This window comes from Hymenobacter sp. HD11105 (assembly GCF_054051685.1).
The window spans coordinates 1,198,505-1,211,547 of sequence record NZ_JBSWBR010000001.1 but is presented as its reverse complement, the minus strand read 5'-3'; the positions used below and the strand labels follow the sequence as shown (position 1 = coordinate 1,211,547).

General features: G+C 54.2%; 11 protein-coding genes. 4 read left to right on the top strand and 7 right to left on the bottom strand.

The genetic code is table 11. From position 1 onward, the window contains the following. Positions 1-120: 120 nt before the first annotated feature. The 4 genes from ACW9KT_RS05355 to ACW9KT_RS05340 form a co-directional block, all read right to left on the bottom strand. Complete coding sequence (locus tag ACW9KT_RS05355; protein WP_457078334.1) at positions 121-1,284, bottom strand: 1-deoxy-D-xylulose-5-phosphate reductoisomerase; 1,164 nt, start codon at positions 1,282-1,284, stop codon at positions 121-123. 101 nt (positions 1,285-1,385) lie between these two features. Beyond that, positions 1,386-1,850, bottom strand: coding sequence for a 3-oxoacyl-ACP synthase (locus tag ACW9KT_RS05350; RefSeq protein ID WP_457078333.1), 465 nt, complete (start codon positions 1,848-1,850; stop codon positions 1,386-1,388). Beyond that, on the bottom strand, positions 1,829-2,257 hold the full coding sequence (locus tag ACW9KT_RS05345; RefSeq protein WP_457078332.1) for a hypothetical protein: 429 nt from the start codon (positions 2,255-2,257) through the stop codon (positions 1,829-1,831). Before ACW9KT_RS05345 ends, ACW9KT_RS05350 begins: the two co-directional genes overlap by 22 nt. A 28-nt stretch (positions 2,258-2,285) precedes the next feature. After that, positions 2,286-3,779, bottom strand: coding sequence for a GH3 family domain-containing protein (locus ACW9KT_RS05340; protein WP_457078331.1), 1,494 nt, complete (start codon positions 3,777-3,779; stop codon positions 2,286-2,288). Positions 3,780-4,054: 275 nt separating this feature from the next. Between ACW9KT_RS05340 and ACW9KT_RS05335 the strand changes: the two genes are divergently transcribed. Together ACW9KT_RS05335 and ACW9KT_RS05330 are read left to right on the top strand one after the other, a co-directional pair. Beyond that, positions 4,055-4,480, top strand: coding sequence for an OsmC family peroxiredoxin (locus tag ACW9KT_RS05335; RefSeq protein ID WP_457078330.1), 426 nt, complete (start codon positions 4,055-4,057; stop codon positions 4,478-4,480). A gap of 129 nt (positions 4,481-4,609) precedes the next feature. Continuing rightward, positions 4,610-5,098 carry a hypothetical protein gene (locus ACW9KT_RS05330; protein WP_457078329.1) on the top strand — a complete coding sequence of 163 codons (489 nt, stop codon included), beginning with the start codon at positions 4,610-4,612 and terminating at the stop codon, positions 5,096-5,098. Between the two features lie 62 nt (positions 5,099-5,160). Here ACW9KT_RS05330 and dnaA read toward each other — a convergent pair whose 3' ends face one another. The 3 genes from dnaA to ACW9KT_RS05315 form a co-directional block, all read right to left on the bottom strand. After that, positions 5,161-6,654: a chromosomal replication initiator protein DnaA gene (dnaA, locus tag ACW9KT_RS05325; RefSeq protein ID WP_457078328.1), complete on the bottom strand. Its 1,494-nt coding sequence runs from the start codon at positions 6,652-6,654 to the stop codon at positions 5,161-5,163. 139 nt (positions 6,655-6,793) lie between these two features. Beyond that, positions 6,794-7,714 carry a bifunctional metallophosphatase/5'-nucleotidase gene (locus tag ACW9KT_RS05320; protein ID WP_457078327.1) on the bottom strand — a complete coding sequence of 307 codons (921 nt, stop codon included), beginning with the start codon at positions 7,712-7,714 and terminating at the stop codon, positions 6,794-6,796. 66 nt (positions 7,715-7,780) lie between these two features. After that, on the bottom strand, positions 7,781-8,536 hold the full coding sequence (locus tag ACW9KT_RS05315; protein WP_457078326.1) for a 5'-nucleotidase C-terminal domain-containing protein: 756 nt from the start codon (positions 8,534-8,536) through the stop codon (positions 7,781-7,783). 399 nt (positions 8,537-8,935) lie between these two features. Here ACW9KT_RS05315 and ACW9KT_RS05310 point away from each other — a divergent pair, with 399 nt between their 5' ends. Together ACW9KT_RS05310 and scpA are read left to right on the top strand one after the other, a co-directional pair. After that, complete coding sequence (locus tag ACW9KT_RS05310; RefSeq protein WP_457078325.1) at positions 8,936-10,732, top strand: methylmalonyl-CoA mutase family protein; 1,797 nt, start codon at positions 8,936-8,938, stop codon at positions 10,730-10,732. 74 nt (positions 10,733-10,806) lie between these two features. Next, entirely contained in the window at positions 10,807-12,936 is a 2,130-nt protein-coding gene (scpA, locus tag ACW9KT_RS05305) for a methylmalonyl-CoA mutase (RefSeq protein WP_457078324.1), read from the top strand. Positions 12,937-13,043 lie beyond the last annotated feature (107 nt).

Sequence of the window (13,043 nt, the reverse complement as noted above, 5' to 3'; positions counted from 1 at the left end):
AACGAAGAAAAGCGCAAGTCCAGTATTGCTACGCGGCCAAGTATTCAATGCTACTTGCAACGAAGTGCATGAGGTGCTTCGTTCCGCGGCGCTATACTAAGAATGACACTCAGTTTTGGGTTAATGTTTTAAAAATTCCTGCGCCACGCGCCGCGTTTCCTGGTCGGTTTGCACGTAGTCGTCCAGCGCCGGCTCGGCAAGGTACGAAACCTTCGATAGGCAGTTTTCCACGAGGTCCGGCATTTGCAGAAAACCGATGCCATCGCGCAGAAAAGCGGCTACGGCAACTTCGTTGGCCGCATTGAGCACGCAGGGGGCATTTCCGCCGCGGCGCATGGCTTCGAAGGCCAGCGGCAAGTTGCGGAAGGTGCTTTGATCGGGCTGCTCGAAGGTTAGCTGCGGATAATCCAGAAAGGAAAACCGCGGGTACTTGCTCGGCAGGCGCTCGGGGTAGCCCAACGCGTACTGAATTGGCAGCTTCATATCGGGCAGGCCAAGCTGGGCCTTCAGAGACCCATCTTCAAACTGCACTAGGGAGTGAATAATGCTCTGCGGATGCACCACTACCTCAATTTGGTCGTCGCGCAGGCCAAACAGCCATTTGGCTTCAATCACCTCCAAGCCTTTGTTCATCAAAGACGCCGAATCGATGGTAATTTTGGCCCCCATATCCCAGTTGGGATGCTTCAGCGCCTGCGCCTTCGTGACACTGGCTAGCTCCTGCATTGTGCGCCCCCGAAAGGGCCCCCCAGAGGCTGTCAGAATAATTTTTTCGATCGGGTTTTGCTCCTCTCCTACTAGGCACTGAAAAATAGCCGAGTGCTCTGAATCGACGGGGTATAACCCCACGCCGTGCTTTTTGACTAAGCCCGTAATGAGTTGGCCCGCTACTACTAACGTTTCCTTGTTGGCCAGCGCTATGGTCTTGCCAGCCTTGATAGCCCGCACCGTAGGCAGCAGGCCCGCATAGCCCACCATAGCGGTGAGCACAATGTCAGTATCGTCGCGGCCGGCTATGTCAGCCAGGGCGGCAGTGCCAGCCAGCACTTCAATAGGTTGCCCTGCCAGAGCATCTTTAACGGTTTGATACTGCTTCTCATCGCCGATAACCACAGCGGCTGGCCGAAACTCCAGAGCTTGCTGAATCAGTAACTCGGAATTGGAGTGGGCTGAAAGCGCGGCAATCTGAAACCGGCCCGGCTGGCTGCGGACCACGTCCAGCGCCTGGGTGCCAATGGAGCCCGTGGAGCCGAGTAGGGTAAGACGTTTGGGTGGGAGGGACATGCTGAACTGTAACGTGCGTCGGCAAAGGTAAGCTACAGTTATAGTAAATAAGCGGTCATGCTGCCATGTGCTTTGCCTGACCGCCTGTTTACTATAACTGCTTATTGGACACTCAGCACCCGCACCGTTTTCCCGTTAAATACCGCTTCCTCCCCTGCCCGCTTCCCACTCAGCGCCGCCGCCACCGGCGCCGCCGCCGATACGGCAAAGTAATCTTTGCCCCCCACGGTGAGCTTACCGGCGCTGATACTAATAAAAAAGTCCCCCATACTGGTTTCCACCAGCGCGCCGGGTCGCACGGTGTCGCAGGCTTGCTCGGGGTTGATACGTGCCAACTCGGCTTGCAGATTCTGGGCTTCGCGGATTTGTACGGCGTTGCGGTTGCGCTCCTCCTGGGCCATGGCGCGGCCGGTCTCGTACTTGTCGCCGGCGCTGCTTTTGGTTTCAGAGTTGGCTGATTCTTGGGCGGCTTGCATGGCTTGGGTAGCAGCGGCAATGCGCTCCTGGACGTAGGCGAGGCAGGCGACGTGAAGTTGGGGTTTTGTTAGCTTATCTGGGCTTTCCATTCAATAGTATCTTGCTGCTCAAACTCCCAACTAAATAGCTTAAGCCCTAATTTATTTATTGAAGCCGCTTCAGCTAAAATCGAAAACTCGACTCGGCACTTTTGTGGCAAGCGCTCTTTATTATCAATAATTATGTGCAGAGCAGTATGGCCTTGATGATCATAGCAATAAGCTTTAATCATTAAATACCCTGGACCGTAGCCGTCATCTGTACCCTGTTGAAACATCACTTCATGTGTAGTATTCATCGGGAAGCCCTTCAATGCCCAACCAAATTCTTTGAACGCATCTGTATACCCAAAAAAGCTTAGTGACTGTCGAATAAACCCCGTGGAAACAGTTATATCAAACGTGCAATCATAGTCATGATCAATACTAGCAGAGATCTGAATAGAGTCTTTGTTCATTGACAATAGTATCTTAACCCAAAGCTTTTCAATTCCCGGTCAACCCATCCGCCACCGTTCTGTCATTGCTCAGGCGTGGCACCTTATTTTGCCCCCCAAGCTTACCTAGGCTTTTCATATACCGCTGAAATGCCCCCTGCGGCAAGCTCGTGAGCCGAAGTGAAGCCAAAATATTGCCCCCCAGTAAGTCGTCGTAGTATACATTGCGACGGCGCAGGCCAGCATCCAGGGCGGCGGCGAAGGCGGCAGCATCTTGGGGTGGGCGCGCAAATTCCATGAGCCACTCGTGCTGGGAGGGCTCATCGGGCGTGGTGCTCACGCGGGGCGCGACGGTGAACTCCACCACTTCTACTTCCGGGAACTGCGTCATGACTTCGCGGAGGGTCTGTTCTACTTCCTCACCAATAACATGCTCGCCGAAGGCCGATAGAAAGTGTTTGATGCGCCCACTTACCACCACGCGGTGGGGCGAAAGGCTCACAAAACGCACCGTATCGCCGATACTATAGCCCCAGAGGCCGGCGTTGGAGTTGAGCACCAGCGCATACTGCTTATCTAGCTCTACATCGGCAATGGTCAGGCGGGGCGGATTAGGCTCGAAGAAGCGTTCGGCGGGAATGAACTCGAAGAAGATACCGGCATTAAGCAAGAGCAGCAAACCAGGATTGCCAGGCTCATCTTGAAAAGCCAGAAAGCCCTCGGAAGCGGGGAAAAGCTCGATGCTATCCACAGGGCGGCCAATAGTTTCGAAGAGCTTAGCGCGGTAAGGCTCGAAGTTGACGCCTCCGTACACGAAGAGGTCAAATTGCGGAAAAATATCCTTGATAGGTCGGCCGGTGCGCTGCACGAGGCGGTCGAAGTACATCTGCACCCAGGGTGGAATTCCCGAAATAAGGGACATCGGCTGCTCGATGGTTTCGTCCACAATACGGTCGAGCTTCTGCTCCCAATCCTCGATGCAATTGGTAGTGTAACTGGGCAGTTGGCTCCGCCGCAAATATGCCGGCACGTGGTGGTTGACGATGCCCGATAAGCGCCCCGTGTGGATACCGTTGATAATGCTCAACTCCGGACTGCCCGACAGAAACATTAGGCGCCCATCCAGAAACTGGGCTTTAGCCGTGCGGTGCACATACGTAAGCAGGGCGTCGCGGGCTCCGTTGATGTGGTTGGGAATACTGTCGCTAGTCAGAGGAATATACTTGGTGCCGGAAGTAGTACCGCTGGTTTTGGCCAGATACAGCGGCCGGCCGGGCCACAGCACATCTTCCTCGCCTTCCTGCACTCGTTGAAAATACGGCGATAGCGCCTCGTAGTCACGTACGGGCACTTGGTTGGCTAAGTCGGAAGCGGTATTAATGCTGCTGAAGTCATGGTCGCGGCCAAAAGCCGTACGTTGAGCTGTATGAACCAATGTTTCCAGCACGCGCTGCTGAGTCGCGACGGGACGGCGCAACCACTGCTGATACCGATGGTTGAGGATTGCCGCAAGCGGACGGCTAAAAGCGGCCTTAAGGGCCATAGACGTGATATAAAGTTGGCTAAACAACCCCGCAAACGAGGATGGCACGTTGTACCAACAAATACGTACGCATTTTAGGGGGCACATAGTTGGTCTGGGGGCAAATTACCAGATTAATTTACCCTTTGAAGCTGAGCTATTACTCGGAGGCCGCTAATCAAAGCTGTTAACGCCAAATCTGCGTACAACGGCTAGCCTTCAGCTTCCATAACCCAACTCATCGATTCCAGGTTGTTACCAAGGCGTTCATCCTTTACCCCTTACTTTTTCTTATCATGGCAGATCATGCAGGCAAGGCCGTTTGGCACGGCGACCAAAAAGGCAGTGGCACTCTTACCACCCAAAGTGGTGCTCTAAATGCCCCCTATTCCGTAGGCAGCCGTTTTGAGGGTAAACAAGGCACCAATCCTGAGGAGTTGGTTGGAGCCGCTCACGCAGGCTGCTACACCATGTATCTGGCTATTCAACTCAGCAAAGCGGGCGCGCAAGTGCAAGAGCTTAATACCGAGTCGAAGGTGACTATGGACACGGTAGAGGGCAAACCCAAAGTCACTAAGATTCACGTTACGACCGAGGCCCAGGTAACTGGCATTTCGGCGGAAGACTTTCAAAAGCACGCCGAGGACGCAAAGCTTAACTGCCCAATTTCACAGCTGCTCCAAGCCGTACCCGAAATGACGCTGACGGCAAGCCTGAAGTAAGCATTCCACCCTTCTAGCTCGTTAGTCGGCCTCCGTTACACTAGTATTAGAACCGCAAAAACCGGCAAAGGCTCTAGCCTTGTCGGTTTTTCGTTTACTTTGCTTTTTGCTGACTTACCCGCTCGCTGTATGCCCACTACCTCTACCCGCATTCGTCTCCAACCAGCTAATACCTCGCGCGTTCCCTTCTGGGGGCAGGTTATGATTGCCTGCTTCTGGATTGCTTACACCATCTTTTCCATGTTTTCGGATGATGGCTTAAACGATTTGCACTTCCTGCACTGGGTCTTCCTAGTATTTAGCTTCTTTTATCTCGGCTACGTGCTGGTGCATAATGCCCCGGTATTTGGCACTCAGAGCTACTTAGAGTTTACTCCGGGCTATATCGTGCACAAGGGTGGCTTATTCCGGGCCAAGCAGGCTTTCGCAGCCGAGGACATCGCCAGCTTGGGGTTTGTGGCCCAGCAGCTCCGCATCAAGCTGAAGGCCGGCGATCAGTATAATCTCAGCTTACGCGAGGTAAGGGGCACCCGCCGCAAACGCACCCTACGCGACCAAGTTCGTGCCTTTGCTCAGCAGCACCAAGTACCCTTACAGGATACCCAGCCCAATACATAAGTTATAATAGTAAAATGCCCCCCAGACCAGGTCTGGGGGGCATTTTACTATATTACGCTTCGTCACTTACCAGCGAATTTCTTGCGTAATTCCGCAATGGTGCCGCGGAAGCTTTTGTCGCTATCAATCAAGTCTGATACCGTTTGAACAGAGTGGATGACAGTGCTATGGTCACGGCCGCCAAAGTTGTGACCGATGCTTTTAAGTGAATGGCTAGTGTGCTCCTTAGCGAAGTACATAGCTACCTGCCGCGCCGTCACCACTTCTTTCTTGCGAGTTTTTGCCTTCAGTAAATCGACTGGAATGCTGAAATACTCAGCTACGGTTTTCTGAATGAAGTCCAGGTTTACCTCGGCTTCTACCTCCTCAATAATGTGCCGCAAAGCCTGCTTGGCCATCTCCAAGTCGATCTCGCGACGATTGAGGCTACTTTGGGCTACCAGCGAAATCAGCACGCCTTCCAGCTCGCGCACGTTGGTATTCACCGAGTGCGCCAGATACTCCACTACCTGCGGCGGAATGTCAATGCCATCCTGCTGCATTTTATTCTGAATGATGGCCATGCGCGTCTCAAAGTCCGGGCTTTGCAAGTCGGCGGTCAGGCCCCACTTAAAACGGGACAACAAGCGGTCTTCCAACCCATTCAAGTCACGCGGGGGCCGGTCGGAGGTCATTACGATCTGCCGGCCGGCCTGGTGCAAGTGATTGAAAATGTGGAAGAACATTTCCTGGGTCTTGTCCTTACCTGACAAGAATTGCACGTCGTCCAGAATCAGCGTATCCACCAACAGGTAAAAGTTGGCGAAGTCCTGCACGCCATTATTGCGCAGGCTTTCGATAAACTGATTCGTAAACTTCTCCGCCGACACATATAGCACGAACTTATCAGGCGTAGTGGCCTTGATATGGTTGCCGATGGCTTGCACCAAGTGCGTTTTGCCCAAGCCCACGCCGCCGTAAATCATGAGCGGGTTGAAACTGGTAGTACCCGGCTTGTTAGCCACCGCCAAGCCCGCCGAACGGGCCAAACGGTTGCAGTCGCCTTCAATGTAGTTCTCGAAAGAATACGTGTGGTTAAGCTGCGACTTGAGGTAGTTTCTGTCGATGCCCTTGGCCGCTTCGAAAGGGTTGCGAAGGGTATCCGGGTTGGAAGGGGCGTTGGCAGCGGCAGCCACGTTGCGGGCCGAAGCCGTTTGGGCACTAGCTGCTACTTGCGTGGCGCTATTATTCCCGGGAGCCGGGTACGCGGCCTTACGAGCCGTTGGAATATTCACCGTCCGAGGCTTCGACTGCCCATTGCCCTGATCAACGACGATGCTGTACTCTAAGCGGCCTTCGTGACCTAGCTCCTGATAAATGCTCTTCTTCAGCACATCCACATAATGCTCCTCCAGCCACTCATAAAAGAACTGGCTGGGTACCTGAATAATCAGAACATTATGGTGAAGCTGCACCGGCACAATGGGTTCGAACCATGTGCGGAAGCTCTGCTCACCAATGTTTGCCTTGATGATGCGAAGACAGTTGGCCCATACGGTTTGGCAATCCTTCAACATCAAATAAACAGGGCAAAAGCAACGGGTGCAGGGTTAGGTAGAACGGTCGAAGCACGATTTGGGCGCGCTCGATTTTTTAGAGGGAGACAAAAATGTGGAAAAGTCAGGACACAAAAAAACGCCTAACCGCTTGCATTTGTCAGGCCGTTCGCACGGGTACTACCGAAGCTGCTGCCACGGAAGGTCGCCGCGTCTGGCGGGCAAACTCATAGTCGATACGGCCGAGGTTGATTCCTGACCAACCGACTTGGTTTATAAGCGTCCGATGGCCGTTCGGGCCATCAACGGGCACGGGCGCATCGAGGAAAGTATGGGTGTGTCCGCCCAGAATCAGGTCGATTCCACTCACTTGCGCCGCCAGCTTTAAGTCATCAATTTTTTCATTTTTATATTGATAACCTAAGTGGGAGAGGCAAATGACCAAGTCACACCGCTCGGTGTCGCGCAGACGCGCCACCGTAGCGCGGGCCGTGGCCACGGGGTCGAGGTACTGAGTTTTGCCAAAATTTTTATCGGCGACCAAGCCGGCCATCTCAATTCCCAGCCCGAAAACCCCAATACGGTGACCCGCCTTGGTGAATACTTTGTAAGGCTGAAAACGTCCCGCAAGCATAGTCTGCGAGAAGTCATAGTTGGCAATCAGGAAAGGGAAGTTGGCGTGGGGCAACTGCTTGGCTAAGCCTTCCAAGCCATTGTCGAAGTCATGATTGCCGAGGGTACAGGCGTCGTAGTTCATCTGCGACATAAGCTTAAACTCCAACTCACCTTCAAAAAAGTTGAAGTACGGCGTGCCCTGAAATACATCACCTGAGTCGAGCAGCAGCACGTTGGGCTCTTGGGCCCGAATCTGCTGAATCAGCGTAGCCCGCCGCGCCATACCGCCCATGCCAGCAAATTGCCCCACATCAGCCGGAAACGGCTCGATGCGCGAGTGCATATCGTTGGTGTGCAGAATGGTGAGGCGCGTGCTTTTGGTGTCGCGAGCCAGCGCAGGCACTCCAAGCAAGCTCAAGCTGGCAGCTCCTAATGTTGAGTTTTTAAGAAAGTCGCGACGATTCATGCTTTTGGCAGACTGATGAGTTGAGGAGCTAACAAATACAAAGCTGACTAGGTGCAGAGTCTAGCATCACCGCACTCGGCCTTCAACTTTGGCTTCCACGGGTTTGCCTGCTTTTGTAAGCTGGCGAACGTGGTCGGCAATGGAAGTGCGCAGCAGAATACCAGTACCGCGGGGCTTAATGGTCTTGAAAAACACCATATTATCACCGCCGCCGGCCAGATAGTCGGAAATGGCAACAGTGTAGGTCTGCGTTGGGTTAAAGGGCCGGCCACCGATTAGTATATTGATCGGCTTGCCATCTGGCCCTACAGTATAAGTAGCCCCTGAAATGGCCATTTTGAGGCGAGCTGAATAATCAAAGAGCTGCTGCATCATGGGGCCCGGCGTGTCGAGTACGACAAGCTCATTCTCGAAGGGCATCAGCTCAAAAATATTCCCCAGAGTGATAGAGCCAGCAGGCAGGTTAGAACGCAGACCACCATTGGTTATCACGCCTACGTCGACGGCTTTGCCCATAGCGGCGCTGGCTCGTTGCCGCTGAATATCAGACACAAAATTTGCCAAGGGCGACTCGCCTGAGTTTTTAGTTAAGGCAACGGGTGCTGTCCCTATTACCTCCGTCATTTGCTGAGTTACCTTCTGCTGATAGGGCTCGATAAGGGCCGCTATCTTAGGATCTGGAGCAACTGCCTGGCCTACGGGCTGGGCAGTTGCAGGAGCTAATGCTGGCTTGGCTGAGTACGTAGCACGCTGACAAGCAGGCGCTAACGCAACGGCAAAAAGCAGACCCAGGCCAGCGGCCCGTACGCGAAAGAAGTGCATAGAAACAGCAAAAGGCGAAGAAGACAGAGCGCAAAGATAACGGCGGACGTTGGGCTTTTGGTCAAATCAATATCCAAACGAACCTCGAACCGAAGTGCGCCTTCCATCTAAGCAGCTAAAAGCACCTCAACTTCAATCACCCCTTCCTAAGTTGTTTAAGTCCCCATCAGTATCCTACGCTTAGTATGGTGAAGTGCCAATTACAATTTAAAGGGATTATTTATGGTGGTGCTTTAAATCATAAATTGGAAGTGCGTTGCGCAAATTTTTTAGGGAGATGAAGCTACTCGCAAAGCGCCGCCGTACAAACAGCAAGCCTTATTCGCCAGTATTAGCTCTATGCGGTATCTTTAACCCGCATTCCTACCCGGACCCACAGGCTTTTTACTCTCCCCCCGTATGGCCGATACCCCGCGCCCGGCGCACGTTTCTTTTCCCGAATTTCAACCTATCAGCACTGAAGCTTGGCAGGAACGCATCCGCCGTGACTTGAAAGGAGTTGACCCCGCTATGCTGCAATGGCAACCGGCCGAGGGCTTTACGGTGCAGCCTTTCTATCACCGCGAGGCCTTGGAGGCACTTGGCAATTTGCCGGCTCCCCTCCTTTCCGAGCCCGCTGCCTCCGACCGCACCTGGCTTAATATCCCTGTGGTGCACGTGCCTGCGCAGCATAGCGGCCACGAGGCAGTAGACCACGCGCAGACAGCAATAGAGCGCGGCGCCGACGGAATCCACTTTGTATTTGCCGACGACGCCAGCGCTTTTGATGTCGACTATTTGCACAGCCTGCTACCACTCGACAGCACTTTCATTGGCTACTCTGTTCCACATCATCCGGCGGGGCTAGTACGCCGCTTAGTAGCAACTAGCCAAACGCTGGGGGGCTTTTTGGTATTTGATCCGCTTGTTCACCGTGTCGGAGAACTTGGTAGCCACTTACCTGAGCTGCGGGCAGTTCTGGAGCTTACCCGGGAGATGCCAGATTTCCGGGCACTGACCATCGACGCCAGCTTTTTTGGGAACCGCGGCGGTACTAATATCCAGCAGATTGGGTATGCGCTGAACGTAGCTGCCGCTTATCTGCACGAGCTTCCTACTGCCGAGTTAAGCCTAACTGATGTAGCTACCGCCATGCAGTTGCACGTGGCGGTGGGCACCAGCTACTTTCTAGAGATTGCGAAACTCCGGGCCTTGCGTCGCCTGTGGGCTACCCTGCTGCACGCCTACGATTTGCCCCCCAGCATTGCGGCGGGGCTGCGTCTGCACACTAGCACCTCCACGTGGCTGCAAACTACCCTCGATCCGCATACCAATCTTTTACGCTTCACCACCGAGGCAATGGCAGCGGTACTTGGCGGAGCTACTTCGCTCACGGTAGCACCATTCGATAGTTTGTACCGCGAGCCGGGCGAGTTCTCGGAGCGGCTGGCGCGCAACCTGTCTATCATCTTGCGCGAAGAGTCCCAACTTGGGCGCGTGGCCGATCCGGCGGCCGGCTCTTATTACGTAGAAACGCTGACCGATACCCTAGCCCGCGAAGCCTGGGCCCTGTTTCAGGCCACCGAAGACAAGGGTGGCGTACCGAAACACTGGGGTAGCATCCTCGAAGAGTTACGGGCGGTCAGCCGTCAGACGTTTCACCGCATTGCCACCGGTGAGCAGGTAATAGTGGGTAGCAACCGCTTCACCCAGTCCCAGGAGGAGTTCGAGTTTGATCCTAAAAAGCTGTTACGCAGCCGCTCCTTCGACACCACCCGTGCTTCGTACCCTACCGAAGTGCTTCGATTGGTGACGGCCTTACACTTCCGGCGGCAGCTCCAGAAAAAGCAGCGGGCAGCCGTAGTGCTCCTCGGGCAGGACGCCAACCATACTATTCTGGATTCTTTCCTTCGAACGCTGCCCGCTGAGGAGCGTACCACGCTCCCTCTCCCGGAGTTCGCTGCTGACTCGCTGCTAGTACTTTATTCCACACCCGAAACCGTGACGCTGATGTACATTACAGCGGAGCAGTTCCGAGCGTTTGTAAGGGAGGTAGCCGCGCCCGATTCCGCTGACCTTTCTGTGCATTTACCCACCATGGTAGCGGCTGATTTGGCAACGATGCAGGCAGCGGTCCAACGGTTCGGCTTTCAGGAGTTTACCGTAAACGGCTACAATACTGACGATATTCTAGCTCGTTTACAGGGAAAATCATAATTACATGCGGAGCTTAATTGAGCCTCTATCGTAACCCAATAGCCTAGCCAAGAAGTCTCCCTTACCACCCCATCATGAAGCCTGATTTTTCTCGGATTGCCTACGATGCAGCGCCTTTGCCGCCTGCGCCTTCCGCACCCACCGAAACCCAGACGCCCGAGCAGATTCCGCTCCATAGCTACTACACCGCTCAAGACGTAGCTAGCTTCGACCACCTGGGTTTTGGGGCTGGTGTTGCTCCCTATTTGCGCGGGCCTTACCCCACCATGTACGTGCAGAATCCGTGGACTATTCGTCAGTACGCGGGGTTTTCGACGGCCGAGGAAAGCAACGCTTTTTACCGTCGCAACTTGGCTGGGGGGCAAAAAGGCTTATCAGTAGCCTTCGATCTGGCTACTCATCGCGGCTACGACTCGGACCACCCACGTGTGGAGGGCGACGTGGGTAAGGCCGGCGTCGCCATCGACTCGGTAGAGGACATGAAGATTCTCTTCGACCAGATTCCGCTGGATCAGATGTCGGTATCGATGACCATGAATGGGGCCGTACTGCCCATTATGGCCTTTTACATCGTGGCGGCCGAGGAGCAGGGCGTGAGCCCGGAGAAGTTGGCAGGCACCATTCAGAATGATATTCTGAAGGAGTTTATGGTGCGCAACACCTACATCTATCCGCCTGCGCCGAGTATGCGCATCATCGCCGACATCTTTGCCTATACGGCCAAGCACATGCCGCGCTTCAACTCCATCAGTATCAGTGGCTACCACATGCAGGAAGCTGGGGCCACCGCTGACCTTGAGCTAGCCTATACCCTCGCCGATGGGCTCGAATACGTGCGCGCGGGTTTGGCCGTGGGCATGAGCGTCGACCAATTTGCCCCCCGACTGTCGTTTTTCTGGGCTATTGGCATGAACCACTTCATGGAGATAGCCAAGCTGCGCGCTGGCCGCTTGCTCTGGGCCAAGCTCATGAAGCAATTTGCCCCCCAGAACCCCAAGTCGCTGGCTCTGCGCACGCATTGCCAGACTTCAGGCTATTCGCTTACTGAGCAGGACCCTTTCAATAATGTAGCGCGCACCTGCATCGAAGCAATGGCGGCGGCTTTGGGCGGCACGCAAAGTCTGCACACCAATGCGCTTGATGAGGCTATCGCCTTGCCCACTGATTTTTCGGCCCGTATTGCCCGCAACACTCAACTCTATCTGCAGCACGAAACTGACATCACACGCGTCGTGGATCCGTGGGGCGGCTCCTATTATGTAGAAAGCCTCACCCATCAGTTGGCCGACAAAGCCTGGGCCTTGATTCAGGAAGTGGAGGAGTTAGGCGGAATGGCCAAAGCCATTGAAACCGGCTTGCCCAAAATGCGCATTGAGGAGGCAGCGGCCCGCAAGCAGGCGCGCATCGACTCAGGCAAAGAAATTATTGTTGGTGTAAATAAATACCGCCCTGCTGAAGAGCAGAAAATCGATGTACTCGACATTGATAACGCGGCTGTGCGCGAGGCGCAGTTAGCTCGCTTAGCAACCATAAAAGCTGAGCGTGACACAACTGCAGTAGCCAAGTCGCTAGATGCGCTAACAGAGGCGGCTCGCAGTGGCCAAGACAACTTACTGGAGCTAGCCGTGCAAGCGGCTCGTGTACGCGCCACCTTAGGCGAAATTTCCGACGCCCTAGAAAAGGTGTACGGCCGCCACCAAGCGACCATTCGCGCTATTTCGGGCGTGTACTCCGCTGAGCTAGACTATGACGCCGAATTTCAGCGCACTCGCGAAATGGCCGATGAATACGCCAAGCTGGAAGGACGCCGGCCGCGCATTCTGGTGGCCAAAATGGGACAAGATGGCCACGACCGAGGTTCCAAAATCATTGCCACCAGCTTCGCCGATGTTGGCTTCGACGTGGATATCGGTCCCCTATTCCAAACGCCAGCCGAAGTAGCGCGCCAAGCCACCGAAAACGATGTGCACGTCGTGGGTGTAAGCAGCCTAGCTGCAGGCCACAAAACTCTTATTCCGCAACTCATCGCGGAGCTAAAGAAACTTGATCGCGCCGATATCCTGGTTATTGCCGGTGGCGTCATTCCAGCCCAGGACTACGAGTTTCTCTTCGAGGCAGGTGTGGCCGGCGTGTACGGCCCCGGAACAGTTATTGCAGTGGCGGCTCAGGAGATACTGCAAAAATTAAAGGAACAGATTGCTTAGTTAATTCGTACTCAGCCCTCACAAGCTGGAATAGCTTGTATTTGAATTTATTTCTAAGTTGATTGATGCCTATACAAAAAGTGGCTTAGTGATTTCTGATTTGAATT